The 26,572-nt window shown below is 71.2% G+C and carries 18 protein-coding genes and 2 pseudogenes; 5 read left to right on the top strand and 15 right to left on the bottom strand.

Annotated elements, in window-relative coordinates; all coding sequences use genetic code 11:
- Nucleotides 1-16 precede the first annotated feature (16 nt).
- The 4 genes from ACFSL4_RS13545 to ACFSL4_RS13530 all read right to left on the bottom strand — a co-directional run bounded on the left by ACFSL4_RS13545 (nucleotide 17) and on the right by ACFSL4_RS13530 (nucleotide 12,407).
- Nucleotides 17-6,304 carry an amino acid adenylation domain-containing protein gene (locus ACFSL4_RS13545; protein ID WP_381082097.1) on the bottom strand — a complete coding sequence of 2,096 codons (6,288 nt, stop codon included), beginning with the start codon at nucleotides 6,302-6,304 and terminating at the stop codon, nucleotides 17-19.
- 442 nt (nucleotides 6,305-6,746) lie between these two features.
- A complete protein-coding gene (locus ACFSL4_RS13540) occupies nucleotides 6,747-7,385 on the bottom strand; it encodes a TetR/AcrR family transcriptional regulator (protein ID WP_381082094.1) in 639 nt (212 codons plus the stop codon).
- Entirely contained in the window at nucleotides 7,382-9,106 is a 1,725-nt protein-coding gene (locus tag ACFSL4_RS13535; RefSeq protein ID WP_381082091.1) for an AMP-binding protein, read from the bottom strand. Before ACFSL4_RS13535 ends, ACFSL4_RS13540 begins: the two co-directional genes overlap by 4 nt.
- Nucleotides 9,107-9,128: 22 nt before the next feature.
- Nucleotides 9,129-12,407: a carboxyl transferase domain-containing protein gene (locus ACFSL4_RS13530; protein WP_381082088.1), complete on the bottom strand. Its 3,279-nt coding sequence runs from the start codon at nucleotides 12,405-12,407 to the stop codon at nucleotides 9,129-9,131.
- Here ACFSL4_RS13530 and ACFSL4_RS13525 point away from each other — a divergent pair.
- Nucleotides 12,406-13,065 (top strand): CocE/NonD family hydrolase, encoded by a 660-nt coding sequence (locus tag ACFSL4_RS13525; protein ID WP_381082085.1) that lies wholly within the window; start codon nucleotides 12,406-12,408, stop codon nucleotides 13,063-13,065. The two genes, ACFSL4_RS13530 and ACFSL4_RS13525, sit on opposite strands and share 2 nt — an antisense overlap.
- Before the next feature lie 112 nt (nucleotides 13,066-13,177).
- On the opposite strand, the gene ACFSL4_RS13520 is transcribed toward ACFSL4_RS13525, so the two are convergent.
- The 9 genes from ACFSL4_RS13520 to ACFSL4_RS13480 form a co-directional block, all read right to left on the bottom strand.
- Complete coding sequence (locus ACFSL4_RS13520; RefSeq protein ID WP_381082083.1) at nucleotides 13,178-13,360, bottom strand: hypothetical protein; 183 nt, start codon at nucleotides 13,358-13,360, stop codon at nucleotides 13,178-13,180.
- Between the two features lie 906 nt (nucleotides 13,361-14,266).
- A complete protein-coding gene (locus ACFSL4_RS13515) occupies nucleotides 14,267-15,295 on the bottom strand; it encodes an aldo/keto reductase (protein ID WP_465269756.1) in 1,029 nt (342 codons plus the stop codon).
- Nucleotides 15,292-16,266, bottom strand: coding sequence for a Gfo/Idh/MocA family oxidoreductase (locus ACFSL4_RS13510; protein WP_381082080.1), 975 nt, complete (start codon nucleotides 16,264-16,266; stop codon nucleotides 15,292-15,294). The genes ACFSL4_RS13515 and ACFSL4_RS13510 overlap by 4 nt, the downstream gene beginning before the upstream one ends.
- Before the next feature lies 1 nt (nucleotide 16,267).
- Nucleotides 16,268-17,575, bottom strand: a complete 1,308-nt coding sequence (gene ligA, locus ACFSL4_RS13505) for a protocatechuate 4,5-dioxygenase subunit alpha (RefSeq protein WP_381082077.1) — start codon at nucleotides 17,573-17,575, stop codon at nucleotides 16,268-16,270.
- 25 nt (nucleotides 17,576-17,600) lie between these two features.
- Nucleotides 17,601-18,521 (bottom strand): amidohydrolase family protein, encoded by a 921-nt coding sequence (locus ACFSL4_RS13500; protein WP_381082074.1) that lies wholly within the window; start codon nucleotides 18,519-18,521, stop codon nucleotides 17,601-17,603.
- Between the two features lie 2 nt (nucleotides 18,522-18,523).
- Nucleotides 18,524-19,213: a 4-carboxy-4-hydroxy-2-oxoadipate aldolase/oxaloacetate decarboxylase gene (gene ligK / locus ACFSL4_RS13495; protein WP_381082071.1), complete on the bottom strand. Its 690-nt coding sequence runs from the start codon at nucleotides 19,211-19,213 to the stop codon at nucleotides 18,524-18,526.
- A gap of 17 nt (nucleotides 19,214-19,230) precedes the next feature.
- Complete coding sequence (locus tag ACFSL4_RS13490; RefSeq protein WP_381082068.1) at nucleotides 19,231-20,256, bottom strand: amidohydrolase family protein; 1,026 nt, start codon at nucleotides 20,254-20,256, stop codon at nucleotides 19,231-19,233.
- Between the two features lie 27 nt (nucleotides 20,257-20,283).
- Nucleotides 20,284-21,495 (bottom strand): 4-hydroxybenzoate 3-monooxygenase, encoded by a 1,212-nt coding sequence (locus ACFSL4_RS13485; RefSeq protein ID WP_381082066.1) that lies wholly within the window; start codon nucleotides 21,493-21,495, stop codon nucleotides 20,284-20,286.
- Between the two features lie 193 nt (nucleotides 21,496-21,688).
- The gene (locus ACFSL4_RS13480; protein ID WP_381082064.1) at nucleotides 21,689-22,456 is read right to left on the bottom strand and encodes an IclR family transcriptional regulator; all 768 of its coding nucleotides are present in this window, start codon (nucleotides 22,454-22,456) and stop codon (nucleotides 21,689-21,691) included.
- A 75-nt stretch (nucleotides 22,457-22,531) separates the two neighbouring features.
- Here ACFSL4_RS13480 and ACFSL4_RS13475 point away from each other — a divergent pair, with 75 nt between their 5' ends.
- Complete coding sequence (locus tag ACFSL4_RS13475) at nucleotides 22,532-23,233, top strand: substrate-binding domain-containing protein (RefSeq protein ID WP_381082061.1); 702 nt, start codon at nucleotides 22,532-22,534, stop codon at nucleotides 23,231-23,233.
- Nucleotides 23,234-23,669: 436 nt separating this feature from the next.
- On the opposite strand, the pseudogene ACFSL4_RS13470 reads toward ACFSL4_RS13475, so the two are convergent.
- Nucleotides 23,670-23,902: pseudogene (locus tag ACFSL4_RS13470) on the bottom strand (ISAzo13-like element transposase-related protein); the annotation flags it as partial.
- Between the two features lie 405 nt (nucleotides 23,903-24,307).
- Between ACFSL4_RS13470 and ACFSL4_RS13465 the strand changes: the two are divergent.
- Nucleotides 24,308-24,520: pseudogene (locus ACFSL4_RS13465) on the top strand (D-arabinono-1,4-lactone oxidase); the annotation flags it as partial.
- A gap of 18 nt (nucleotides 24,521-24,538) precedes the next feature.
- Here ACFSL4_RS13465 and ACFSL4_RS13460 read toward each other — a convergent pair.
- Nucleotides 24,539-24,727 (bottom strand): hypothetical protein, encoded by a 189-nt coding sequence (locus ACFSL4_RS13460; protein ID WP_381082055.1) that lies wholly within the window; start codon nucleotides 24,725-24,727, stop codon nucleotides 24,539-24,541.
- 86 nt (nucleotides 24,728-24,813) lie between these two features.
- On the opposite strand from ACFSL4_RS13460, the gene ACFSL4_RS37700 reads away from it, so the two are divergent.
- Together ACFSL4_RS37700 and ACFSL4_RS37695 are read left to right on the top strand one after the other, a co-directional pair.
- Nucleotides 24,814-25,854 (top strand): transposase, encoded by a 1,041-nt coding sequence (locus tag ACFSL4_RS37700; protein WP_465269755.1) that lies wholly within the window; start codon nucleotides 24,814-24,816, stop codon nucleotides 25,852-25,854.
- A 12-nt stretch (nucleotides 25,855-25,866) separates the two neighbouring features.
- On the top strand, nucleotides 25,867-26,553 hold the full coding sequence (locus tag ACFSL4_RS37695; protein ID WP_465269754.1) for a hypothetical protein: 687 nt from the start codon (nucleotides 25,867-25,869) through the stop codon (nucleotides 26,551-26,553).
- The last annotated feature ends 19 nt before the right edge of the window (nucleotides 26,554-26,572 follow it).

Genomic DNA, 26,572 nt, shown 5'->3' with positions numbered 1-26,572 from the left:
GCGTGCCGCCGGGCGCTCAGAGGTCGGCCGTGAGGGAGAGCTCGATCTCGTCGTCGCTCATCTGCGAGATCAGCTCCAGCAGCCGGCGCTCCACCTCGGCCGCGAGCCGCTCGACGGTGGGGTGCTCGAACAGGTCCCGGACCTGGAGCGGGCAGTCGAAGGCCGTCCGCAGCCGGGAGGCGACCGACACGGCGCGCAGCGAGTGCCCGCCCAGGGCGAAGAAGTCGTCGTGGACGCCGACCCGGGGCAGGTCAAGCACCTCGCACCAGATCTGCGCGACGACGGTCTCGGCCGGGGTGCGCGGCGCCACAAAGGCGTGCGGCGCGCGGGTGCGCGGCTCGGGCAGCGCGGCCGTGTCCAGCTTTCCCTGCACGGTCAGCGGCAGGGTGTCCAGCAGGACGAAGGCCGACGGAACCAGGTAGTGGGGCAGATGAGCCCGGCAATGGGACTCCAGCGCCTGCTCCGACAGTCCGCTGCCCGCGGCGTAGCCGACGAGGGCCATCTCCCCCCGCACCGTTCGGGCCACGACGGCCGCGCCCCGCACTCCGGGGTGCCCGCGCAGCACGGCCTCGGCCTCAGCGGGTTCCACGCGGAATCCGCGGATCTTGACCTGGTCGTCGTTGCGGCCGAGGAACTCCAGTTCACCGCAGGGCAGTCGGCGTACCACGTCGCCGGTGCGGTAGAGGCGGGAGCCGCTGCCGCCGAACGGGTCGGGCACGAAGCGTTCGGCCGTCAGTGCGGGCCGGCCCAGATAGCCGCGGGCCACTTCCTCTCCGCCCACGAGGAGTTCACCGGGCACACCCTCCGGGGTCAGGTCCCCCCGGGGGTCGACCACGTAGGTGCGGCGGCCGCCCAGCGCCCGGCCGATGGGTACCCGGCCGGGCGGTACGGTGTCGACGGTGTACGCGGTGGCGGAGATCACCGTCTCGGTGGGTCCGTAGGTGTTGATCACCGGCACCTCGGGCAGGTGCGCGAACCACCGCGCCAGGGGGTCGGCGGGCAGTGCCTCTCCCCCGGTCACCAGCAGCCGCAGCGAGGCCAGTCGGGGTGCCAGCGTGTCGAGACTCGCCACCAGCTCCGCCCAGTAGGACGGGGTCAGTTCCATGACGGTCACCCGCTCGTCGGCGACCCGGGCGGCGAGTTCCTCGGGCGCCCAGATCTCGTCGGGGCGCACCAGTACGGTCGCCCCGGTGCTCAGGGCCGGCAGGATCTGCTCCAAAGAGGCGTCGAAGGACGTGGAGGCGAAGGTGAGCACCCGGTCCCGCTCGGTCAGGCCGAACCTTTCGCGGGCGGCGGCCACATGGGCGTCCAGGGCGTGGTGTTCGACGCCGACGGCCTTGGGGCGGCCGGTGGAGCCCGAGGTGAAGATGACGTAGGCGAGGTCGCCGGGGTGGGGCGTGTGGCGGGGGGCGCCGGGCACGGGGCGGACGTCGTCGACGGCGACGGCGGCGGCGAGCGCGGTGACCGTGTCACGGGTGCGCGCGTCGCACACGACGTGCCGCACCGCGGCCTCCTGGAGCATGTGCCGCAGGCGTTCGGCGGGAAGTCGCGGATCGAGCGGAACGTACACGCCGCCCGCCCGCCAGACGGCGAGCATCGCGGCGACGGACCACACCCCGCGGCCGACGCACACGCCCACGGCGTCGCCCGGAACGACTCCCGAGCGGGCCAGGGCGTCGGACAGTCCGCCGGTCAGCGCGTCGAGGCGGGCGTAGTCGACGGCGGTGCCCTCGCAGACGACGGCCGTGGCCTCCGGCCGGCCCGCCACCCGGAACGGGGCGGCGGGCGCCGTCCGCCGCCCGGCGGTCGCGACCAGGTGGCGCCGCTCGTCCGGCGAGATCAGCGGCGCCTCGTCGAGCCGCGTGCCGGGGTCGGCGAGCAGCGTCTCCAGCAGCCGGCCGACGTGGTGGGCGAACCGGGTGGCGGTGTCCGGTTCGAACAGGTCGGTGGCGTACTCGACGTTCAGCGCGAACCGGCCGGGCCGGACGACGAAGGTGGCGGTCAGGTCGAACTTGGCCGATCCCCACGGCAGCGAGACGCCGGTGGTGTCGAGGCCGGGCAGCGCGGAGCCTCCCGTGGAGGCGTCCTGCACATCGACCATGACCTGGAACAACGGGTTGCGGGACAGGTCGCGTTCGGGACGCAGCCGTTCGACCACCCGCTCGAACGGAACCTCCTGGTGGTCGAAGGCGCCCAGCACGGTGTCCCGTACCCGGTCGACGAGGGCGGCGAGGGTCGGCCGCCCGGACAGGTCCGTGCGCAGCACGAGGGTGTTGACGAAGAAACCGACGAGCGGCTCCAGTTCGACTCGTCCGCGGCCCGCGACGGGTGTGCCCACGCACACGTCGGTCTGTCCGGACCAGCGGGCCAGGACCGCCTGCGCGGCGGCCAGCAGCACCATGAAGCGGGTCGTGCCGCGCTCGCGGGCGAAGGCGTCCACGCGGTCGACGAGACCGGCGGGCAGATCGACCTCGACGGCGCCGCCCCGGCCGGTGAACACCGCGGGCCGGGGCCGGTCCGTCGGAACATCCAGCGCGGGAGCCGCCTGCAACGTGCTCTCCCAGTAGTCGAGTTGCCGGTCCAGTACGCCGCTGTCGGCGCGCTCGCGCTGCCACACGGCGAAGTCGCCGTACTGGACCGGCAGGGGTGGAAGCTGAGCACGGCCGCCGGCCAGCCGGGCCCGGTAGTGGTGGCCGAGCTCGTCCAGCAGCACGCCCTTGGACCAGCCGTCGGTGACCGCGTGGTGCAGGGCGAGCAGGACGACGTGGTCGTCCTCGGCCAGCTCCCACACGCCGGACCGCAGCAGGGGTGGCCGGCCGAGGTCGAAGCGGCCGGTGGCGTGGGCCACGGCCATCCGCCGTACGGCGTCCAGGCGGGAGGACTCGTCCGGGTCCTCGGCCGCCCGTTCCCACCGAAGCGGGACCTGCATCGGGTCGCAGACCTGCTGCACGGGGCGACCGTCGGACTCCAGCAGCGCCGTGCGCAGCACCTCGTGCCGCTCGACCAGGTCGTCCAGCGCCTGTTGCCAGGCGGTGCGGTCGAGGCCACCGCGGACCCGCCAGCAGTACCACAGCAGGTAGGAGTCACCCCGGTCGGAGGTGCGGTCGAGGAACCACAGGCGTTCCTGGGCGAAGGACAGCGGCAGCGGCCGGCTGCGGTCGACCGGTACCACCTCGCCGGCACCGGAGGCACGGGCGGCGGCCACGCGGGGGGCGAAGCCCCGGACGGTGGGGTTCTCGAACACGGTGCGCAGTTCGATCTCGCGGCCCAGGCGCTGGGCGATGCGCGAGACCGCCATGGTGGCGAGCAGGGAGTGGCCGCCGAGGTCGAAGAAGCCGTCGTCGATGCCGATCCGGTCCAGTCCGAGGACGTCGGCCCACACCTCGGCCACGATCCTTTCCGTCTCGTCGCGGGGCGCGGTGTGGGCCGAGCCGGCGGAACGGGCGTGCGCGGGGTCGGGCAGGGCGGAGCGGTCGAGCTTTCCGGAGACCCCCAGCGGGAGTGCCTCCAGGACGACGAACTCGGAGGGCACCGCGTAGTGCGGCAGGAAGCGGGCGCACCAGGCCCGCAGGCCGGCCCGGTCGGGTGCGGTGGGCGCGTCCGCAGCCGGTACGACGTAGCCGATCAGGCCCCGGCCGGTGGCGCGGTCGGGGCGGGCGGCGGCCGCGGAGACCAGCGGGCAGGCCCGCAGTACGGCCTCCACCTCGCCGAGTTCGATCCGGAAGCCGCGGATCTTGACCTGGTCGTCGCGGCGGCCGATGAAGTCCAGTTCTCCCCCGGGCGTCCAGCGGACGAGGTCACCGGTGCGGTAGAGGCGGCTGCCGGGTGGTCCGAAGGGATCGGGCACGAAGCGTTCGGCGGTCAGTGCGGGCCGTCGCAGATAGCCGCGGGCCACTTCCGCGCCGCCGATGAGGAGTTCACCGGCGGCACCGACCGGCACCGGCTCGTCGTCGGCGTCGACGACGTACACCCGGCGGTCGCCGAGGGGACGGCCGATGGGCACACTGCCTGCGGGCGGCTCGTCCGCGTCGTAGGTGGTGGCGGTGACCGTGGTCTCGGTGGGTCCGTAGGCGTTGCACACCCGCGCCCAGGGCACCGCGGCGCGCCAGGCGGCGAGGGCGTCGGGCGGTACGGCCTCGCCGCCGAGGACCAGCAGGCGCAGCGAGGACAGGGCGGCGGCCAGGCGCCGGTCGAGGGAGAGCGTCAGTTCGGACCAGTAGGTGGGCGGCACGTTGACGACGGTCAGGCAGTGGCGTTGCACGATCTCGGGCACCTGGGTGGGCAGCCACGGCTCGTCGGGGCGCATGACGACCATGGCGCCCGCCCCGAGAGCGGGCAGTACCTGGTCGAGGGAGGCGTCGAAGGAGAAGGAGGCGAAGGCCAGCACCCGGTCCGCGGCGGTGATGGCGAGCCGTTCCCGGGCGGCGGCCACGTGGGAGGCGAGGGCGGCGTGTTCGACGCCCACCGCCTTGGGGCGGCCGGTCGACCCGGAGGTGAAGATCACATGCGCGAGTTCACGGGGGTGCGGCCGGTGCCGCGGGCCGTCGGCGTCCGGGGAGACCGTGGTGACGTCGACGGTGACCGGCGCGAGCCTGGTGGCGGCGGCCGCCGTCGCCGGGTCGGTGACCACGCAGGCGAGGCGGGCCTCCTCGGCCATGAACCGCAGTCGTTCGACGGGCAGTTCGGGGTCGAGCGGCACGTATGCGCCGCCGGCCCGCCAGACACCTTCGATGGCGGCGACGGACCACGGTCCGCGGCGCAGCAGTACGCCCACCGGGCTGCCCGCACCGACGCCGGCGTCGCGCAGGGCCACGGCGAGGCCGCCGGTCATGGCGTCCAGTTCCGCGTAGCTGGCACGGTCCGCCCCGCACACCAGCGCGGTCGCCTCGGGCTCGCCGGAGAAGGCGACGGGCGGCGGCGGGCCGGCCGGGCGGTCGGGAGCGTGGTGCCATTCGGGGCGGGGGCGGGCACCCCCGCCGGGAAGGACCGGCAGCGCGCGCAGCAGCCGGCGCACGGGGGTGTCGGGGTCCGCGAGAACGGCCCGCAGCAGGGCGACGTAGGCGCGGGCGAACGCGCGCATCGTGGCGGCGTCGAAGAGCGCGGTGGCGTACTGCAGGAGTGCGGCGATGCTGCCGTCGGCGCGCAGGGTCAGATCGAGGAAGACGTCCAACGAGGTCTCGTTCAGCGGCATGTCGACGAGCGTCACGTCGAGGCCGGGCATCCGCACCGGGCGGATCGGAGCGTTGAGCAGGGTGAACGACGCCTGCGCGAGCGGGTGCCGGGACAGGTCGCGGGAGCCGCCGAGCGCACCGACCACGAGGTCGAAGGGCGCCTCCGCGTGCGCCAGGTCCACGGGTACGCGGTCGCGGACCCGGCCGAGGAGCTGGGCGAAACCGGGTCCTCCGGACAGGTCCGTGCGCAGCACGACGGTGTTGACCAGTGGGCCGATCAGGCGGCCCGCGTCCCGCTGGGCGCGATCGGCGAGTGTGCTGCACACGGCGACTTCGGTGCGGCCCGCCCAGTGGCCGAGAAGCGCCTGGTAGGCGGTGAGCAGGAGCATGTAGCGGGTGGCGCGGCGTGAACGGGCGAGGGCGTCGACATCGGCGACCAGATCGGCGGGCAGGTCGAAGCGGACGACGTCCCCGGCGCCGTCCCACACGCGCGGCCGGGGCCGGTCGGTGGGCAGGTCGAGCGGGGTGATGCCGGTGAGCCGCTCGCGCCAGTGGCCCAGAAGGCGCTCCAGCCGTTTGCCGGAGAGGCGTGCTGCCTGGGCGCGGGCCAGCTCGGAGTACTGCACGGCGGGGACGGCGACGTGCTCACCGCGGTATCCGGCGGCGAGTTCGTCCAGCAGGATGCCCCACGACCAGCCGTCGACGGCGATGTGGTGCACCTCGACCAGCAGCAGATGCTCGTCGGGAGCCACGCAGGCGAGCACGGCACGGATCGGGTGCTGTGTGGCGAGGTCGACGCGGCGCCCGAGATACCGGGCGAAGAGGTCGTCCGGGCCGGTCGCCTCGGCGTGCTCCAGCACGGTGGCGGCGGGGGTGTCGACGACCGGGACCGGCTCACCGTCGACGGCGGTGAAACGGGTACGGAGCACCTCGTGCCGTGCCACGATTCCGGAGAGAGACCGTTCCAGCCGGTTCACGTCCAGATCCCCCCGCAGCCGCAGGACCAGCGGGAGCATCGATCCGGTGGAGGATCCCGCCAACTGGTCCAGGAACCACAGCCGGCGCTGCGCGAAGGATGCCGTGCGGGTGTCGACGTCGTTCGGTGCCCCCTCCGGGGCGGGGCCTGCTGTCACTGTGAGCCTCCAAGCCGTGTTTTGCAGCAGACTGCCGCCGGCCTGGCGGGACCCATAGAGAAGAAGACGCAGCACCGCGAGCAGACCGGACTGCCGGACCGGCCCACTTCACCGGCGAGGGCCTCGGCCGCGTCCGCATCGCCACCGGACCGGCGCCGGCCTGGGAGATGCCGTTGAGCCTCCATGCTCTCTCCGGGCAGGCCGACCGCCCTGTGTCCGGGCGGTGGCGCGCCACGACACTCCGCTCGCCGGCCCCGTCCGCACGCACGCTCCTGCGCCTGGCCCCTCCACGCGGCTACTCCCCGGACTTCCTCACCCCGGCCGCCGGATCCGATATCGGCTGCTTCTGCGTCTGGACGGGGCAACCGGACCGGTACCCAGTGCCGGCTGTACCGCTGCCAGGAACGCAGCCTCTACAACTGGAACGGGTTCGGCTCCTGGGTCAGGCCCTGCGGGCGTCGATTCCAAGTAGGCGCAAGTACATGGCGTTGAGCGTGTCCACGGTGTTCTCGAAGCGCACCGGGTCGGTGATCCGGTGCCGCGCAAACTGCGCGAACATACCGAGAACGGCGTCGGCGACCGCTTCGGCGTCCGCCGCCGGATCGGCCTGCCCGGCAGCGGTGAGCCGCTCGACGTAGCGGATCACCCGCCGCCGCGGCCTCTCCTGGATCTCCGTCCAGATCGCTGCGATCGCGGGGTCGGCGAGGGCCTGGTGCTCGATGACCGTGAGCAGATCGAGGTGCTGGGCATAGGCCGCCAGGAAGGCGGCGCTGGACGCCCGGCCGAGGGCCACCGGGTCGTTCTCGTCGACGCCGGGCACCTCGTGTGCGGCGAGGAACTCGTCGCGCACCGCCGAGGCCACGGCATGGAAGATGTCCGCCTTGGAGGTGAAGTACAAGTAGAACGATGCGCGTGAGACATGCGCCGCCTGGGTGATGTCGGCGATGGTGGCCGGTGTGTACCCGTTCGCGGCGAAGACGTCTTCCGCGCAGCTCAGGAGCCGGGTGCGGGTTTCGTGGTCCTTTCCCTCCCGTGAGGTGCGCGCCCGTGCCCAGGCTGCTTCGCCGGCTTCCTTGGTCATGACGGGCTGTGCCCGCGTTCGTCGAGGATCTGCTTGCGCAGCTTGTATTTCTCGATCTTGTTGGTCGGGGTGCGGGGTAGGTCCTTCACGATGCGTACGATACGTGGCCGCATGTACTTGGGCATCGCCGTGCGCGCATGGTCGTGCACGTCCTGGACGGTGAGCCGGGTGCCTTCGGCCGGGACGACGAAGGCGACGACGTCGTCCTCGTCGCCCTCCTCGGACGGGACTGCGAAGACGGCGCAGTACCGGACCCCGGAGAGCTGGTTGATCATGTCTTCGACCTGGTAGGACGAGAGGTTCTCGCCGCGGACCCGCATGCGGTCGCCGAGCCGGTCCACGAAGTAGAGCATGCCGTCCCCGCCGCGCACCGCGGCATCTCCGGTGTGCAGCCACAGGTTGCGCCACGCGGTGACCGTCGCTTCCGGCTTGCCCAGGTACTCGATCATCGTCAGGCCGGGCAGCCGGGGTCGGATCGCCAGTTGTCCGGGCTCCTCGACACGGCATTCGCGATCGTGTTCGTCGAGGACCGCGACCTCGCAGAACGGTGTGGGCAGGCCCATGAACCCCTTGCGGGTGACAGAGTCGGCGTCCAGGACCGGCTGTCCGCGCAGTGCCGCCACCTCTTTGACCTCGGTGTGTGAGAGGCCGCGATAGAGGTGGGCCGGGGTTCCCTGCCCCTCTGCGGTCTCCTCGACGAACGCGCTCAGCGCGGCACCGGATTCCGTCTGTCCGAATCCGGCGAAGACGAAGTCGAAGCCGAATCGGCGCGCGACCTCGGCATGATGAAGCGGGAGGGGCTGCAGGTAGACCTTGTTGAGGGTGTTCGCGCGGTCGTCGGCGGTGGGTTCCCGCTGCATCAGCCAGGGGATCATCACGTCGAGCAGGATCGCGGTCGTGGCGCCGCGTGAGGAGATCCGTCTCCAGAAGTCATGGGGACTGAATCGGTCCCAGACCGCCACCTCGCATCCCGTCCATGCCGCTCGCGCGACGTTCGCGATCGCGCCGCCCACGTGGTACATGGGCAGGTCGCTGTAGATGACGTCGTCGGCGGTCAGCGGCATCCGCAGACCGAAGGTGTACTGGGCCATCCACCGGTAGGGCTGCACCACGCCCTTGGCCGGTCCGGTGGTTCCCGACGTGTACACGATGTTGGCCGGGTCGTCGAAGCCGACCTGGATGTCGGGGCGCTTCGCCTCGGCGGTCAGCGACGCCCAGTCGAGTGTGTGCAGGCGTGGATGGGGCGCCGGGACGTCGGCGACATGGTCATGGGCGTTCGGGGGCGGTGCGTACACCACCAGCAGTGGCGGTGCCTGCAGTTGGCCGGCCACGTCGTTGACCGCGGGAAGCAGCCGGGTGTCGGTGACGAGCAGCGAGGGTGCGGTGTCGTCGAGCTGGTAGGCCAGAAGCCGGCCGCTGAAGCCGAAGTTCACGGGGCAGTAGACGGCTCCGGCCTTCCAGATGCCGAACATCAGCAGAGCGGCGACGTACGAGTTCGTGGTCAGTACGCTGACGCGGTCCCCCTTGGCGATGCCGTTCGCGGCGAGGTTGCCGGCGATGTGATCGCTGAGCCGGCCGAATTCGGCGTAGGTATGGGTGATCCGGTCCTCGCCGTAGTGGAAGAACACTCGGTCTGCGCGCGTGCGGGCCCAGTGGTCGAGGCGCTCGGTGATGATGTCGCCGTCGGCCTGCAGGAGGGCGAGCAGGGCGTCGTTGTCCACCGTGATTCCTTCCGTGGGGATGTCAGGGGCGGGTGCCGAACGCGGGCCGGCCGAGAAGCGTGGGGATCAGCCGGTATGCGTCGCGCACCCAGTCGCACAACAGCGGCCGGCTGTCCCGGGGGTCGATGACGTCCTGGACGCCGAACTGCTCCGCGGTACGGAACGGTGACCCCAGGTCGGCGAGTTCGTTGCGCAGGCGGTCGGCTTCGGCGGCCGGGTCGGCGGCGGCCTCGATCTGTGCGCGGAAGGCGGCCTCGACACCGCCCTGCACGGGCAGCGACCCCCAGTCGCCGGACGGCCAGGCCCAGCTGCGCATGGCACGGTGGCGGTTGACGATACCGGCGCCGCCGACGCCGTAGACGCGGCGCACGATGAGTTCGGCCTGCGGTACCCGGGCCTGGTAGACGGCGCTGATGGCGCGTGCGCCGTGCCGGATGGTGCCTCGCCGTTCGGCGGCCGGTCCGATGGTCATGCCCGCTTGGTCGGTGAGGCTCACGACCGGCAGGTGGAAGGTCTCGCACAGGTCGACCAGGCGCGTGATCGCGAGCGCGCCCTCGACCGACATGGTCGCGCCTTGGAAGGGGTCGGCCGCGATCACGCCGACCGGATGGCCGTCGAGGCGGGCCAGTGCGGTGACGGTGCCACCGCCGTATTCGGCGTACGTGAACACCGAGCCGGCATCGAAGATCGCGTCGAGGACCGGTCCGATGGCGTAGGGGCGGCGCTTGTTGTGCGGAATCGCCGACAGCAGGAAGTCCTCGCGGCGATCGACCGGGTCGGTCCCCGGCACCACGGGAGGGCCCTCGTACACGCTCGTGGGGAGATACGACAGGAAGGCCCTGATCACCTCGAACGCGGCGTCCTCGGACTCGACGATCCGCTCGACGGCTCCGCTGGAGCGGTGCATCTCGGATCCACCGAGTTCGTCCTTGGTGAGGATCTCACCGGTGGCACTGCGCACCAGGGGCGGCCCGGCCGTGAAGAGCTGACCGACGCCGTCGACCATGACCGCCAGATGGGACATGACCAGCCGTGCCGCGCCCAGACCGACCGTCGGCCCGAGGCAGGCGGCCGCGACCGGGACCACCGACAGACTGTCGACCACCGCGTCCCAGGCGGGGTTGATCGGGACATAGGTGTAGCCGGCGTCGAGGGCCATCTTCACGCTCCCGCCCCCGCTCTGACCGTCCAGCAGCCGGACCATCGGCAGCCGCATCTGATGGGCGTACTGCTCGAGGTAGATCTGCTTGGCGTGGATCGCCGCGTCGCCGGCACCGGCGCGCACCGTGAAGTCGTCGACACCGAGCACGACCTTGCGCCCGTCGAGGTGCGCGGTGCCCGCGATGAAGTTGGTCGGGGACACCGACACGGCAGCGCCGCGCGCGTCGCGGACCGCGAAGCCGGCCAGTGCGCCGATCTCGGCGAAGGTCCCGGGGTCGGCCAGCGCGGCGATCCGCTCCCGGGCGGTCATGCGGCCGGTGCCGTGTTGGCGGGCGATCTTCTCCGGGCCGCCCAGGGCGCGGGCGAAAGCCTCGCGCCGCGCGATCTCCCCGACCTCCGCCGACCAGTCCTCGTCCATGTCCTGTTCGGCGGTCCGGGACCGGCCCGGAGCGGGGCGTGCGGGAGGTGTCGTCCCGTCGGCGGCGGCCTGGACGAGCACGAGCGGTGTGCCCGTCTCCACGACGTCGCCGGGAGCGGCCAGGAGCCGCAGCACGTGCAGGTGCCTGTCCGCACGGAGCACGTGCTCCATCTTCATCGCTTCAAGCACGAGCAGCGGGGCCGCGGCGGGCACGGCCGTACCGGCCTCTGCGGAGACGGAGACGACCACGCCGGGCATGGGTGCACACACCGCCTCGGCTCCCTCGGGTATGACCGGTGACGCGTTGTGCGTGGCCGGTCCGGCCGGTGCCGCATCGGTCCGGTCCGCGGGGAACAGGGCGGAGGACAGGGAATGGGAGGCGAGGTCGGTGAGACGGGCCGGAAGGTAGGAGGTGTCCCACTTGCCGGTCAGGAAGCCGGGGTCGGTGAGGATCGCATGCAGCAGCGTCCGGTTCGTCGCGACACCGTCGATGCCGAACTCGGTGACCGCCATGGCGGCGCGGTGTGCTGCGTCGTGGAAGTCGTCCCCGACGGCGACGATCTTGGCGAGGAGAGGGTCGTATCGCGGGCCGACCGTCCACCCGGCATAACCGGCGGTGTCGACGCGCACCCCTGGGCCGGAGGGCAGGGTGAAGCCGGTGATCGTGCCCGTCGCGGGGTGTGGCTCACCGGAGTGGTCCAGCCTCTCCGCATTGAGGCGGGCCTGTACGGCGAAACCGCGGGCGGCCGGGGGTTCGGCCAGTCCGCAGTCGGACAGACGGGCCCCCTGAGCGAGCCGGATCTGGGTGCTCACCAGGTCGACCCCGGTGATCGCTTCGGTGATCGTGTGCTCGACCTGCAGGCGCGGGTTGGCCTCCATGAACCAGAACGCGTCACCGTCGACGAGGAACTCGAAAGTGCCGATGCCGTGGTAGCCCGCGGTGGCCGCCAGACGCGTCGCGGCGGAGATGATCTGTTGCCGTGTGTACGGGGCGAGCGAGGGGCTCGGAGCGACCTCGATCAGTTTCTGGTGGCGGCGCTGGATGCTGCAGTCGCGTTCCCACAGGTGGGTGACGGCACCGTGGATGTCAGCGGCCACCTGCACCTCGATGTGCCGGGCGGTGGGCAGCAGTTCTTCCACATAGAGCGCGCCGTCGCCGAAGGCGGTGCGGGCCTCCGAGGCACAGCGGGCGAACACGTCCTCGAGGTGTGCGGCGTCATGCACCTCGCGCATGCCCCGGCCGCCGCCGCCCGACACCGCCTTGACCATCATCGGGCCGTGTGCCTCGAAGAAGGCGCGCGCCTCCTCGGCCGTGACGGGCCCCGACGATCCCGGCGGCACCGGAATCCCAGCCTGTTCGGCGGCGCGGCGGGCCGTCACCTTGTTGCCGAACTCCGCGAGCACCTCGGACCGGGGCCCGATGAACGTGATCCCGGCCTGCTCACACGCCCGCGCGAAATCGGCGTTCTCGCTCAGGAAGCCGTATCCGGGATGGACCAGATCGGCATCGCACGATGCCGCCGCCGCGACCACTGCCTCGATGTCCAGGTACGCGCCGGGACCCGTCCCGGCCAGCGGCAGGGCGAGGTCGGCGCGCATGACATGCAGGGCATGGGCGTCGTCCTGGGCGTGGATCGCGACCGCCGTATGCCCCAGGCGACGGATCGTCCGGGTGATCCGGACCGTGATCTCTCCCCGGTTCGCCACCAGGATCCTGGCCATGCCTCCCCCTTCGCTGACACTGACGTCATCGTCAGCGCCTTGTATAGCACGCCGCCGTGGAGTGCGTCACCGCCGCGGGGCGGCGGATCCCGCCGGCACTGTCGCCGGTCTCACGGCCGGGCACGACGCCGCACACCGGCGGCGAAGGGGCACGGGCGCGTACCGGGCGTCCGCTGCCTCCCCTACCGCCGGTCCTCGCGACAACAGCAGCCTGGAGGCTCGGCACGACGTGCTGACGTTCACCCGCCCCCCGATGACCGAGCCCGTGGACATCCTCGGACCGGTCTCCGCGCGGCTGACCGTCTCCACGGACACCGGTCATGCCGATGTCTTCAGCCGCCCGTGCGACGTGGATGCACAAGGCCGCTCCGTCAACATCTGCGACGGGCTGGGCCGGCTGCGGGCGGACGGGCAGGAACCGTCACGGATCACCGTGCCGATGAGCTCCACCGCCCACCGCTTCGCCGTCGGTCACCGCATACGCTGGCAGATCAGCAAAGGCGCCCATCCGCGCTACGCCCGCAATCCCGGCAACGGAACGTCTGCGGTGGACACCACCACCTTCACGCCCGTGCGCCTCACGCTCCATGCGGAATCGGCGCTGACGCTTGCGACGCATGCCCGCAGTTCCGGGCTCGGTCCTGAGGAAGGCGGCTGACGAGCCAAACCCGCAGCGAACGATCCACGGCACGGCGGCGTCGAGGACCAGGCCGGGCAAGCGGGCTGGTCCTCCCGATCCGCCGCCGCCGTGCACGGCGGCACACTGGACGTCAGGCCAGGGCGGCCTGAAACGCCTTCATACACGAGAAGCAGTGCCTGTCCGTCGGCTCGCGTCCACTGGGCTCCTCCTGCTTCTCCTTGTCCACCCCGCACAGGGTCGAGGTCTTGTCCGCCGTCAGGACATGCCATACCGGCTCCCCTGAGGGGTCTGTGCCACACCACATTTCATGCATCTTCCACTCCCTCCAGGTTGGTGGAGGCCCCTCCCATACGAGCACGGCTCACACGACGGCGACCCCTGGAGGCGGCCGAGCGGGTGACCTTCGGGCAGGCGGTCTTGCGATCCGGACGGTCGGGCCCGTCGTGCGAGCAGGCGCATGCGGGCAGGGGCAGGACTTCCAGGATGTCCGCGATCAGGGTTGCCGCGCGCACCGCGCCGAAGGAGAGCCGGGTGGACACCTCTTGGCCCAGCACGTTCCGGCGTGCCGTGGATCCCCACGGTGACGCTCGACTCCCACCAGGGCCGGTCCCGGCCGTCGGTATCGACCAGCCAGGACCGGGTCTCACGCGTCTCGCACAGGGCAGCTCCGCCGGGCCCGGCATGGCCCCGAGGCGGAACCGGCCGGGCTGGAGGTCCAGGGCAGCCGGCGGCAGTGCGTGCACCTTGCGGTCCTGGGGTGGGGCGCCCTCGACGAGCGGTCCGGGAGCGGGGTGGCGGGCATGGAGCCGGCCAACATCGCCCGTGTCCTGAGCGTGGTGTGCACCCCCCGGGGGTCGGGGGCATCACCTCGTACGGCGGCCCGGCGGCCACCGGACTGGAGCTGGTGATCGCGCCGTATCCCGAAGCTACGAGGCCCTGACGTCTGCTCCCAAAGCTGCCCGGGCACTCACCGCCGGATCCCGCAGGGAGGGATGCGCCGGGCGAACGCCTCCTCGTAGTTCTGCCACTGCTGAGGCCCTCTTGCCGGCAACGGCTGAATCGTGTGCCGTGGGCACCGGATGGAAAGTGGACCTCACGCTGTCAGTCGATGTTGGTCATTCCACCGTGTGCCTTGTCCGTCCGGCCGGGGTTGCCGCACTCTTTCGTGCGGCAACCCCGTTCACCTGGACGGATGGTTGTGGAGGGTTTCCGTGCCCCTTCAGCCTGCTGTTCCGCAGCGCTCCGTGTCGATCTCGGCCAGGGTGGTCTCGTTGTAGCGGGCCCCGTGTACCGTCGCGGCGTTCAGCACCTGTCCTGCCGCATCGACAGCCTCGCTGGGTACATCGAGGTCGAGGACCGACATGTTCTCCCGCAGGTGATCGACCGAACGAGTGCCGGGTATGGCAACGAGATGCCCGCCACGCGACAGCACCCACACGAGCGCCAGTTGGGTCAGCGTGCAGCCGGCGTCGCGGGCGATCCCCTCGAGCTGGGTGCGCAGGCCCAGGTTCGCAGGATAGTTCGCCGCGCCGAAGCGCGGCATGTTCCGCCGGATGTCCTTCTCCACCAGCGACGCGGGGTCGGGCGGCTCGGCCGTGAGAAAGCCACGGGCCAGCGGGCTGAAAGCCACCAGTGCGACGCCGAGTTCGGCGGCCGCGGCGAGTGTCCCCTGCTCGGGGTTGCGTGACCAGAGACTGTATTCGTTCTGCAGCGCGGCGATCGGGTGCACGGCGTGGGCCCGGCGCAGCGTCTCGGCAGACGCCTCGGAGAGCCCGAGCATGCGTACCTTCCCGGTCTCGACGAGCTCGGCCATCGCCCCGATGCTCTCCTCGACCGGGACCTGCCGGTCGACCCGGTGCAGGTAGTAGAGGTCGATGACGTCGGTGCGGAGCCGGGCCAGTGCCTCATCGGCGGTACGCCGGATGGTCTCGGGCCGGCCGTCGATGACGCGCTGGCCGTTGACGCCGGTCATCCCGCACTTGCTGGCCAGCACGATCCGGTCCCTGTGACCGGCGAGAGCGCGGCCGAGCAGCTCCTCGTTGGCGCCGAAGCCGTAGAGGGCGGCGGTGTCGAAGAGCGTGACGCCCTCTTCCAGAGCCGTGCGCAGCAGGTGCTCGGCGTCTTCCGGCGTGGGTGGGACGCCGTAGGCGTGGCTGAGGTTCATGCAGCCCAGCCCGACCGCCGGCACCTCGAAGGGACCGATCCGGCGCGGTGCGCGGCCCGGGCTCACCATCGGTGCCGTGGTCACGACTTCGAGGCAGCGGCGAGCTGCTCCTCGAGGGCCGCCAGCGTCCGGTAGCAGGGCATCACCTGGGCAATGGAGGCGTTCGGCTCGCGGCCCTCGCGGATGGCGGCGACGAATTCACGGTCCTGCAGCTCGATGCCGTCCATCGAGACGTCGACCCCGCTCACGTCGATCGGCTCGTCCTTGCCTGTGACCAGGTCGTCGTACCGCGCGATGTAGGTGCCGGTGTCGCCGATGTAGCGGAAGAACGTGCCAAGCGGCCCGTCGTTGTTGAACGACAGCGACAGGGTGCAGATGGCTCCGTTCTCCGCGCGCAGCTGGATCGACATGTCCATCGCGATGCCGAGCTCGGGATGGATCGGTCCCTGGACCGCGTTGGCCTGCACGATCGGTGACCCGGTCTGGTAGGCGAACAGGTCGACGGTGTGCGCGGCGTGGTGCCACAGCAGGTGGTCGGTCCAGGACCGCGGCCGGCCGAGGGCGTTGAGGTTCGTACGGCGGAAGAAGTACGTCTGCACGTCCATCTGCTGGATGGCGTACTCCCCAGCCTGAATCCGCTGCCGCACCCACTGGTGGCTGGGGTTGAAGCGCCGCGTGTGCCCCACCATCGCGACGAGCCCGGTGCGCTCCTGCGCCGCCAGGCACGCCTCGGCGTCGGCCAGCGAGTCGGCCAGCGGGATCTCGACCTGGACGTGCTTGCCCGCCTCGAGGCAGGCCATCGTCTGCGCGGCGTGCATCGGCGTGGGCGTCGCGAGGATCACGGCGTCGACGTCATCCATCGCCAGCACGTCGTCGAGGCTGGCGACGCCGCGGCCCACGCCCTGCTCTTCGGCGAACTTCTCGGCGCTCTCCAGGGTGCTGCTCACGACGGCGGTCACCTCGACGCCGTCGATCCGGCTGAGCGCGGCCGCGTGCTTGGCACCGAAGGCGCCGCCCCCGGCGAGGGCGATCCGGACGGTCTGTTCGTCAGTCATGTCACTCCTTCGCGGCGGGCGCCTCGGCCCGCGGGTGGTTCTCCAGGATGAGGTGGCCGACGGCGGTGTTGGACGCCGGCACATGGTAGAAGCGGTGCTTGACCTCGACCTCTCCGGACCCGTCGATGTCGCTCATCGCCCCGCGGGCGATCAGCCACATGACCAGCTCGATGCCCTCCGAGCCCGCCTCCTCGACGTACTCCAGGTGCGGCACCTGCGACAGGCCGACCGGGTCCTCGATCAGCTTGTCGAGGAAGGCGGTGTCCCACTCGCGGTTGATGAGGCCGGCGCGGGGGCCCTGCAGTTGGTGGCTCATCCCACCGGTACCCCATACCTGGACCTTCAGCGGCTTGCCGTAGGACTCGATCGCCTTGCGGAGCGACTGGCCGAGCTTGAAGCATCTGGCGCCCGAGGGCACGGGGTACTGCACCACGTTGACGTGGAACGGGATCACCTTGCACGGCCACGTCTCGACGTCCCCGAACATCAGGGAGAGCGGGACGGTCAGGCCGTGGTCGACGCTCATCTCGTTGACGAGGGTGAGGTCGAAGTCGTCCCTGATGAGCGAGTGCGCGATGTGCGCGGCCAGGTCGGGGTCACCCTCGATGCCCGGGACCGGCCTGGGTCCGTAGCCCTCGTCGGCTGTGGGGTAGGCTGCGCCGGTGCCCAGCACGAAGGACGGGATCAGCGACAGGTCGAACGCCGTCGCGTGGTCGTTGTAGACCAGGAAGATCACGTCCGGCAGGTTCTCCTTCTCCCACTGCTTGGAGAGCTCGTAGCCCTCGAAGACCGGTCTCCAGTAGGGCTCGTCGGTGTTGTGATGGTCCATTGCCGCGCCGATCGCCGGCACGTGCGAGGTGAAGACCGCGCCGGTGATCGTGGCGTGCTCGGTCGGCGGCGTCGGGTCGTCGTACGCCGCCTCGAGGACGGCGTGGTCGATCCGGTTGCCCGCTATGGAGCGGCCACCGTTGATCATCATGGCGCGGTACTCCTGCTCGGTCATGCCGGTCATCGAGCCCGCCATCTGCTGGAACGACAGCCCCAGCGTCGCGCCCCACTTGGAGAGGAAGTAGATGTTGCCGCCCTCGCGCATCGCGGCGTTGAGGTCGCGGTCGAGCAGCGCCTGCTTCTGCTCCTCCCGCAGCGGCCACTCGTCCATGTAGGCGCGCTCGTCGGCGAGGTAGCGCTCGCGGTTGCCCGCCTTCATCAGCGACATGCAGAACTGGTTGAGGTGGTACCCCTTGGCCGACTGCTCGGCGTCGAAGACGGTCGTCCCCGGGACCAGCTTGTAGGTCTTGTCCAGCGACATGGTGGGCCTCCAATCGTGCGTTGGGTCAGTCGGCGTCCGGCCAGTAGAGGCGCATCGGGTTGTCGACGAGGAGCTTGTGCCGCAGCTTCGGCGTCGGCGCGATGTGCGGGATGAAGTCGACGAGCAGGCCGTCGTCGGGCATGTGGTCGGTGAGGTTCGGGTGCGGCCAGTCGGTGCCCCACAGCACCCGGTCGGGGAACTCCTCGACCACGCGTCGGGCGAACGGGACGACGTCGAGATATGCCCGCTGCTCCTCGTCGAGGGCGGGTGGGCCGCTGACCGACAGACGCTCCGGGCAGGTCACCTTGCACCAGATATCGGGCCTCGCCCGCATGAAGTCCAGGAACGCCCCGAACTCCGGGCCGTGTGGATCCTTGGTCACGTCGGGGCGGCCCATGTGGTCGATGACCAGGGGCACCGGAATGGAGAGGAAGAAGTCGCGCAGGTCCGCGAGGTCGGCCGCCTCGAAGTAGATGACGACGTGCCAGCCGTACGGCGTGATCCGCTCGACGACGTCCCACAGGTCCTGCTGCGGCACCGTGTCGACGAGCCGCTTGACGAAGTTGAAGCGCACGCCGCGGACACCGGCCTCGTGCAGCTCGGCCAGCTCGGCGTCCGAGACGCCGGGCCGCACCGTCGCGACGCCCCGGGCCAGGCCCCCCGAGGCCCGCAGGGCGTCGACCATGGCGCTGTTGTCGGCGCCGTGGCAGGTCGCCTGGACCACGACGTTGCGGGCGAAGCCCAGATGGTCGCGCAGCTCGAAGAGCTGGTCCTTCGACGCGTCGCAGGGGGTGTACTTCCGCTCGGGGGCGAACGGGAACTCCGCCCCCGGGCCGAAGACGTGGCAGTGCGCGTCGACGGCGCCCTCGGGCGGCCGGAACTGCGGCCGGCTCGGACCGGCGTACCAGTCCAGCCAGCCGGGGGTCTTCTCGAAGATCGCTGTCATCCTCAGTCCTCGTAGCGCAGCCCGAGCTCGGCCAGCGGGCCGCGCATTCCGTACATGTCCAGGCCGAGCTCGCCCGCGCGGAACCGCGCGCGCTTGCTCTCCTCGTTGGCCTCGCGCTTGGCCGACGCCTCGGCAACCTCTGCGGCCCGCTCGCGCGGCACCACGACGACACCGTCGATGTCCGCCACGACCACGTCGCCGGGTCGGACCAGGGCGTTGCCGCAGACCACCGGCACGTTGACCGAGCCGAGCGTGGCCTTGACCGTGCCCTTGGCGTTGATCGCCCGTGAGAAGACCGGGAAGTCCATCTCCTCCAGGTCGGCCACGTCGCGCACGCCACCGTCGATGACCAGGCCCTTGCATCCCCGGGCGCGGAACGAGGTGGCGAGCAGCTCGCCGAAGAAGCCGTCCTCGCTCTCGGTCGTGCAGGCCGCGACCACGACGTCGCCTTCCCGGATCTGCCCGGCGGCGACGTGGAGCATCCAGTTGTCACCGGGCTGCAGCAGCACGGTCACCGCCGTACCGCACAGGCGGGCCTTCGGGTAGACCGGGCGCAGGTACGGGCGCATCAGCCCCACCCGGCCCATGGCCTCGTGGATCGTCGCCACGCCGAATGCCGACAGCGCCATGACCGCGTCGGCGTCGGCGCGGGTGATCGACGTGTGCACGACGCCGACCTCGGTGTGCTCCATGCCTTCTTCTCCTGGGGTCAGCGGCCGACCGCAGCGAGGCGGGCGGCGAGTCGGGGGTAGACGCGCAGGGCGTTGCCGCAGTAGATGCCGGCCCGCTCCTCATCGGAGAGGTTCGGGGTCGCCTCGACGTACCGCTTCGTGTCGTCGAAGTGGTGACCGGTGCGCGGGTCGATGTCACGTACCGCGCCGATCATCTCGCTGGCGAAGAGGATGGCCTGGCTGGGGATCACCTGGGTGAGCAGGTCGATCCCGGGCTGGTGGTAGACGCAGGTGTCGAAGAAGACGTTGTCCAACAGCGTCTCGGGGTCCGGCTTGCCCAGCGCCATCGCCAGCCCGCGGAACCGGCCCCAGTGGTAGGGCACCGCGCCGCCGCCGTGTGGGATCACGAAGCGCAGCGTCGGAAAGTCGGTGAACAGGTCGCCCTGGATCAGCTGCATGAACGCCGTACTGTCGGCGTTGAGGTAGTGGGCACCGGTGGTGTGGAACGCCGGGTTGCACGATGTACTGACGTGGATCATGGCGGGGATGTCGTAACCGACCATCGCCTCGTAGATCGGATACCAGCTGCGGTCGGTCAGCGGTGGAGCGGTCCACTTGCCGCCCGACGGGTCGGGGTTGATGTTGATCGTCACCGCGCCGAGCTCCTCGACCGCACGGCGCAGCTCGGGGAGGCAGGTCGCGGGATCGACGCCCGGCGACTGCGGCAGCATCGCGCCCATCGCGAACCGGTCGGGGTAGAGCGTGCTCACGCGGTGGACCAGGTCGTTGCAGATCCTCGCCCAGACCGAGGAGACCTCGAAGTCTCCGATGTGGTGGGCCATGAAACTGGCCCGCGGGGAGAAGATCGTCAGGTCGCTGCCGCGCTCGTCCATGAGCCGCAGCTGGTTCCTCTCGATCGCCTGGCGCAGGTCGTCGTCGGTGATGACCAGATCGTCGGGGTCGGGCGCGCTGCCGGGGTCGCCGACCGCCGCCACCTGCCTGTTCCGCCACTCCGCCAGCTGCGGCGGCGCGGTGGTGAAGTGACCGTGACAGTCGATGATCATGCGTTGTCTCCTGCTCGTCATCCGGGGTCAGCCCAGGGTGCTGGTGGGCCAGCCGGTGTACTGCTCGGCGAGGTAGGTGCGGCCGGCGCGCGTGCCCACCACGTTGTCGAGCTCGCCGAGCTGGCGCCGGAGGTCGAACGGCGTGCTGCCCGGCGCGGTGTGCAGCAACTGGGTCATCCAGTAGGAGAAGTTCTGCGCCCGCCAGACCCGCTGCAAGGCGCGCGGCTGGTAGTCGTCCAACGCGGCCTCACCCTCGCTGCCGAGCGCCCGCAGCAGGACACCGGCGAGCACCTTCACGTCGTGCAGCGCAAGGTTGAGCCCGCGGGCGCCCGTCGGCGGAACGGTGTGCGCGGCGTCGCCCGCGAGCGCCATCGAGCCCCGGCGCATCGGCTCCTGCACGAACGAGCGGAACCGCAGCACCGTCTTCTCGAAGATCGGCCCCTCCTTGAGCCGAAAGCCGTCCTCGCCGGCCACCCGAGCCTGGAGCGTCTCCCAGATGCGGTCGTCCGTCCAGGTGTCGACGGACTCGTCGGGGTCGCACTGGAAGTACATCCGCTGCACGGTCTCGGTGCGCTGGCTGACCAGCGCGAACCCGTGCTCGGAGTGGGCGTAGACAAGCTCCGGCGCGCTCATCGGCGCCTCGGTCATGATGCCGAACCAGGCGAAGGGATACTCCTTGGCGTAGCGCACCCGCCGGTCCTCGGGCACCAGATCGCGGCACATGCTGCGCGACCCGTCCGCACCGACCACGTACCGCGCCCGGATCTCGTGGCGCATCCCGTCGGTCGCTGTGCAACGGACCCGGGGGCTGTCGGTCGCGATGTCGAGGACCTCGGTGTCCTTGATGCCGAAGTGCACCGTGCCGCCGTCGCGGTCCCGGGCGTCGGCCAGGTCGATGAACACGTCGGTCTGCGGGTAGAGCCACACCGACTCGCCGACCAGCTCCTTGAAGTTGATGCGGTGCGGCCGGCCGCCGAATCGGAGCTCGACACCCTCGTGCTCATAGCCGTCGCGCAGGATCCGGTCGGAGACGCCGGTCTCGATCAGGTCCCGGGCCGCGTCGGCCTCAAGGATGCCGGCCCGCTGCGTGGTCTCGATCTCGTGCCGGGTGCGGGTGTCGATCGCGATCGTCTCGACCCCCGCGCGACCGAGAAGGTGCGCCAGCATCAGGCCGGCCGGACCGGCCCCGACGACGACTACTGGAACCGAGGTGACGGTGTCGATGGCGGCATCGGCCATGGCATCTCCCGAGTGGCTGCGAACGTCTCGAACACCCCGAACGCTCGCACCCGGGACCGCGGCCGATCAGTAGCGTTTCCGCCAGGCGGAAAGCCCGCTCGGACAGTCGGGCGGGCACGCGTGCCGAGCTCATCAGAGATCCGGTAGGCAGCCCTCAGGAGTGGCTCACGCAGCCCGCCGGGCGGACACCTGCTCAGACAGTCGCATGGGCACGCCTGCCGAGCTCATCAGAGATCCGGTAAGCAGCCCTCAGGAGTGGCTCACGCAGCCCGAGCGCACGGCTAGCGCTACGCGCCGCGATGACGATCCCCAGAGCAGCGCTCACGGGCCCGGTCCGGCCGGTCCGCACGGGTGCGGCCACCGCGACCGTGTCTTCCGAGAGCTGCCGGTCACTGACGAAGACCTGCTCGCGGCGAATACGATCCAGCTGTGCGCGCATCGTCTTCGGGTCGGTGACGGTGTGCGGGGTCCAGGCTCGCAGCGGCGATTCGAGGACCGCCTCTTGGATGTCCCGGGGCGCATGCGCCAACAGCACTCGGCCCATCCCGGTGGAGCCGATGGGGAACCGGGACCCGACCATCGTCACCAGCTCCACCGAGCGGTGCCCGGCGATCCGTTCGACGAAGACAAGTTCCGTGCCCTCGCGCACCGCGAGCTGAATGTTCTCATGGGTCGCCTCGTAGAGATCCTGCATGAACGGCAGAGCCACATCGCGCAGGATCTGGGTGCGGGGGCATCCTGAGGCAATCTCCCACAGCCGCAGCCCGACATGCCACGCCCCGTCCTCCCCGCGCTCAAGCGCTCCCCACCGTGCCAGTTCTGTGACCACTCGGTGCGTGGTACTCACGGCCAGGCCCGTGCGCTGAGCGATCTCGGACAGCGTTTGCGTCTGGCGCTCGCGACCGAATGTCGAGAGGACCTTGAGGGCTTTTCCAGCCGCCGTGCTGCGGGTTGTGCTCACGTGGTCAGTCTCGCAGACCGGCGTTTGAGCTGCCTTGTCGCGCGCCGTACCATCGGCCGGGCACAAGGAGGCGACGTGGACCGACAGATCTGTGGGCTGTCCTCGATGGCGACGCGGCTGATTCTGGCCGAACTTTCCGAACACATCCGACTCGCTCACGGGATTTTGGTGCGCTTCGAGTCAGCCGGGGGGGTCGAGATCGCGCGGCGGGTGCGCGAGGGCGCCGAGGCCGACTTGCTCGTGCTTGCCGATGGAGCATTGGCCGAGCTGGAGAGCGGAGGGTACCTCCTCAAGGGCACGGTGCGCCCGCTATGGGTCTCCCAAGTCGTTGCCGCCGTGCCGGCAGGATCACCAGTTCCGGCCCTCGGCTCAGAGTCCGACCTCCGAGCCGCTCTACTGGCTGCGAAGAGCATCGCCTACTCCACCGGACCCAGCGGTACGGCCCTCGTCGATCTGATCGCCCGGCTACGTCTCGCCGACACGCTCCGAAGCCGGCTTGTCCAAGCTCGACCGGGGGTGCCTGTCGGCAGCCTGCTCGCGTCCGGTGAGGCCGACCTGGCTTTTCAACAGCACAGCGAGCTGCTGGACCTGCCCGGCGTTGTCATCGCCGGCCCGCTGCCCGGCAACACCGCGATCAGCTCGACGTTCAGCGGAGGCGTACTGGCTTCTTCGACCCAGCCATGTCGTGCCTCCGAAGTTCTCAGTATTCTCGGCTCCGGCACGGGGTCGAAGACCGCCCGCGCCAGGGGCATGCGGGCCCCTCGGGCTCAGGACTGACTCCAGGCGACAACGCCGTGTGTCAGTGGTACTCGGTCTCCTGGGGATTCGACATACCCGTTGCGTTGCCGGGCGCCTCGGAGGGACGGACCGGGTCGGGGCCGGTACAGCAGGCATCGATGTCGGCCTGGTCGGCCTCACGACCTGGTCCGGCACCGGTGTGGGCGAGCTCCTCGCCGCCTGGGGCCTCCTCCGGCACGGCCTCACCGGCCGCCGGTCCGGCAGCGGGCTCGGCGGAACGGAGGTGGCCTGGTGCGGTCGACGAGGTGCGCGATCTCGTCGACCCTACGGACGAAGGTGGGGTCCGCGCGCGCTCCCGTCCAAAGTCCGGCCGGTGGACCCCGAGCGCGGTCGAGTGGTGGCACGGCGCGTCCGGACCGGAACAATCTGCGTCAACGGATACATGCCCGGCCCCGGCACCCCCTTCGGCGGCGTCCCCGCCGCCGTCCGCGTTGATCAGCAAGCAGCTCGCAGCCGGTAGGCGTGGCGGCCCTCTTCCTGCCACCGGCGGCGCAGGGCCGCGAACGCGGCCGTGTCGTGATCGGTGCCCACCACGACGAAGCCGGTGTTACGGCCGAGGTCGTAGATGCCGTACGGGATCGCGGTGCCCACCGCCTGGGAGGGGAAGTCGTGGTCGAGGACCTTGACCGGCGTGCCGGGCGGCGCCCACACCGCTCAGTGGCGTCCTCGACCAGGGTCGGCAGCGCCGCGCGCGGCCCCGGGTCCTTCACCGCCGCGGGTGGGCGGCCCGCGCCCGGACGGCGGATGCGGCCATCCGGCTCAGCGTCGTCCTCCAGCTCGGCCGGCCCCCGTGAGATGCAGCCGGCAAAGGCCCCTGCCGCCTCGGCGACGGCGGCGATCCCACCGTGACCGAGCTGCTGGGCCTTTGCCCCGTACAGCAGCCGACGCTGACGCTCGTTCAGGTGCGGCGACACCGCTTCCGGCTTCGCCCGCAGCGGACCGATCAGCTCATCGAAACGCCCTGTACCACATCGACGAACCGAAGTCCCGCAAGCAACCCGTAGATAATCGACGACCCTCACGGCGCGAGGGGATTGACACCACCGACGGTACTTCGACGCGATGGAGGCCGTCCTCGGCGCGGTCGGCGGCCGCCCGCACCGGGGCAAGATGCACACGCTCGACGCGCCCCGGCTGCGCGCCCGTTACCCGCGCTTCGGCGACTTCACGGCACTGCGTGACCGGCTCGACCCGGCCGGACCGTTCACCAGCGACCACCTGGACACCGTCCTGGGCGCCCCGCCCGCCGCGGACGGGAAGGGATGAGCCAGGTCCCTCGCGGGATCACGCCGCCCGGCTACCGGCGAGATCCTGACCTCGTACCAGGTGGAGGACGCCGCCGCCGTGCGGGCCGCCGGGGCCCGCACCCGCGAGGCCGCCAGCCCGGTGGAAGCGGCCCGGCTTCGCCGAGCGCAGGAAGCGGTCGACTGCGAGGAAGCACAGCATCGTGCGCCGCTCGGACGAGGCCGCCATGCAGCCCTAGGTCCTGTCTGGAGTTCGGATCAGGAGTTTGGTAGATCGCCTGCGCGCGGGGGCTTGTTCTTGATAGGCCGTCAGTCATGGCGCGAGGCGATCTCACCGACGAGCAGTGGGCCCTGGTCGAGCCCCATCTCCCGATTGCCGCGGTTGGGCCCGTCCCTGACCTGCGGAAACACTTCAATGCGGTGATGTGGCGGTTCCGGACCGGTAGCCCCTGGCGTGACCTGCCAACCGAGTTCGGACCTTGGCAGAGCGCGTACGACCGCTTTCGGATCTGGGCGACGCAGGGCGTCTTCCAGAGCCTGATGCAGGCAGTGATCGCCGAGGCCGCCGCCCGCGGCCAGACCGACCTGGGCCTGGTCAGCGTGGACTCGGCGACCGCCCGGGCCCACCACCACTCCTGCCGCACCTGGTGGACGGAGGCGCGGTCGTGCTCACCGCCACCGCCCCGACCCCAGCCTCCGTGCGCGCAGTCCCGGTTGCGATGTGCGGGCCAGCGCTCCTGGCTGACCCGCCTGGACGCAGAGGCCGGCAATCTGCGCGCGGCGCTCGACGAGGCGGTGCGCCGCGCCACCACCGGGCAGGCCGATGAGGCCGTACGACTCGCCACCGCCTTGTCCTGGTGGTGGCTGCTGCGCGGCCGTCTCACCGAGGCGCGGCGCAGCCTGTCCACTGTCCTCGCCGCCACCTCCGACACCGCCGCCCCCGAACTCGCCCTGCTGCATGCTGCGTTCGTGCTCCTCACCGGCGACCACATCGAGGTGTCTGCCACGGCGGCCGAGGCCGTCCCCGACCCGGTGCGCCGCGCCCGTGCCCTCTGGCTGTGTGCGTACGGCCTGTTCAGCGTGGGCGAGGTGACCGCCGGTGCGAAGCTGAACGCACGGGCGCTGGACCTCTTCCGCAGTGCGGGCGAGCAGTGGGGCACCGCCGCCGCGCTCGGTCTGCGGGCCACGCTCGCCCTGGTCCGCGGCGACCTTGACGGGCTCGGCCGGGACGGACTGCGCAGCGCCCAGCTCTTCGGTGAACTGGGCGATCGATGGGGCCAGTTGCAGACCGTCTCGCCGCTCGCCGCGCTCGCCGAGATCAAGGGCGAGTACGGCGAGGCGGCCCGCCTCCAGTGAAAGGGGTTGCGGATGGCCCGCGAACTGGGTCTGGCGGCCGAAGTGTCGGCGCGGCTGTCCGGTCTCGGCCGGCTCGCGCTGCTCGACCGCGACTGGGACCAGGGTCGCAGCCTGCACGAGCAGGCGCATCGCATCGCCGCTGAACAGGGCTACACCTACGGCGAGATCCACTCCGAGATGGGCCTCGCACTCGGCGCGCGCCGCTCCGGCGACCTCGACGCGGCCGAGGCATACCTGCTGCACATCCGCGACGGCTACGCCGGCGTCTCCTCGGAGGCGGGCGACCACCTGCTCCGCGCCGAGCTCGGCTTCATCGCCGAACTCCGCGGCGACGCCGACCAGTCCGCCCGCCATCACCTGCGCGGCCTGGACGTTGCCCGCTCCCTCGGTGAGCCGCGCGCGCTCGCCCTCTCCTTGGAGGGCCTCGCGGGTGCGGCGGTTCTGCGAAGGCGGGGGTCCGCGGCCGAATGCGCCGCGCTGCTGCTCGGGGCGGCGGACGCGGCCCGCCGTGGGGTGGGTGCGCCGCTGCCGCCCGCCGAGCGCGGTGACGTCGACCGGGTCACGGCGACGGCACGGGCGGTGCTGGGCGCAGCCGCCTTCACTCAGGCGTTCGAGCGGGGGGCGCGGCTGACCGGGGAGGAAGCAGTGCGCCATGCCCGTACGACGCTCAACTGGCCGGAGAACGCGGCGGACGGCTGAGACCAAGCCGGCGGTCCGG

The organism is Streptomyces caeni (genome assembly GCF_042678285.1).
In the GTDB taxonomy this organism is placed as follows: Bacteria; Actinomycetota; Actinomycetes; order Streptomycetales; family Streptomycetaceae; genus Streptomyces; species Streptomyces caeni.
Note: the sequence above shows the minus strand (reverse complement) of the source record. Positions and strands in the feature narration are given on the sequence as shown.

Bases quoted from the DNA above. Each gene is read 5' to 3' on its own strand.
- ACFSL4_RS13500 (WP_381082074.1), bottom strand. From the start codon at position 18,521: ATGACAGCGATCTTCGAGAAGACCCCCGGCTGGCTGGACTGGTACGCC.
- ACFSL4_RS13530 (WP_381082088.1), bottom strand. From the start codon at position 12,407: ATGGCCAGGATCCTGGTGGCGAACCGGGGAGAGATCACGGTCCGGATC.
- ACFSL4_RS13490 (WP_381082068.1), bottom strand. From the start codon at position 20,256: ATGATCATCGACTGTCACGGTCACTTCACCACCGCGCCGCCGCAGCTG.
- ACFSL4_RS13510 (WP_381082080.1), bottom strand. From the start codon at position 16,266: ATGACTGACGAACAGACCGTCCGGATCGCCCTCGCCGGGGGCGGCGCC.
- ligK (WP_381082071.1), bottom strand. From the start codon at position 19,213: ATGGAGCACACCGAGGTCGGCGTCGTGCACACGTCGATCACCCGCGCC.
- ACFSL4_RS13485 (WP_381082066.1), bottom strand. From the start codon at position 21,495: ATGGCCGATGCCGCCATCGACACCGTCACCTCGGTTCCAGTAGTCGTC.
- ACFSL4_RS37700 (WP_465269755.1), top strand. From the start codon at position 24,814: ATGGCGCGAGGCGATCTCACCGACGAGCAGTGGGCCCTGGTCGAGCCC.
- ACFSL4_RS13520 (WP_381082083.1), bottom strand. From the start codon at position 13,360: ATGCATGAAATGTGGTGTGGCACAGACCCCTCAGGGGAGCCGGTATGG.
- ACFSL4_RS37695 (WP_465269754.1), top strand. From the start codon at position 25,867: ATGGCCCGCGAACTGGGTCTGGCGGCCGAAGTGTCGGCGCGGCTGTCC.
- ligA (WP_381082077.1), bottom strand. From the start codon at position 17,575: ATGTCGCTGGACAAGACCTACAAGCTGGTCCCGGGGACGACCGTCTTC.
- ACFSL4_RS13460 (WP_381082055.1), bottom strand. From the start codon at position 24,727: ATGGCGGCCTCGTCCGAGCGGCGCACGATGCTGTGCTTCCTCGCAGTC.
- ACFSL4_RS13525 (WP_381082085.1), top strand. From the start codon at position 12,406: ATGCCTCCCCCTTCGCTGACACTGACGTCATCGTCAGCGCCTTGTATA.
- ACFSL4_RS13540 (WP_381082094.1), bottom strand. From the start codon at position 7,385: ATGACCAAGGAAGCCGGCGAAGCAGCCTGGGCACGGGCGCGCACCTCA.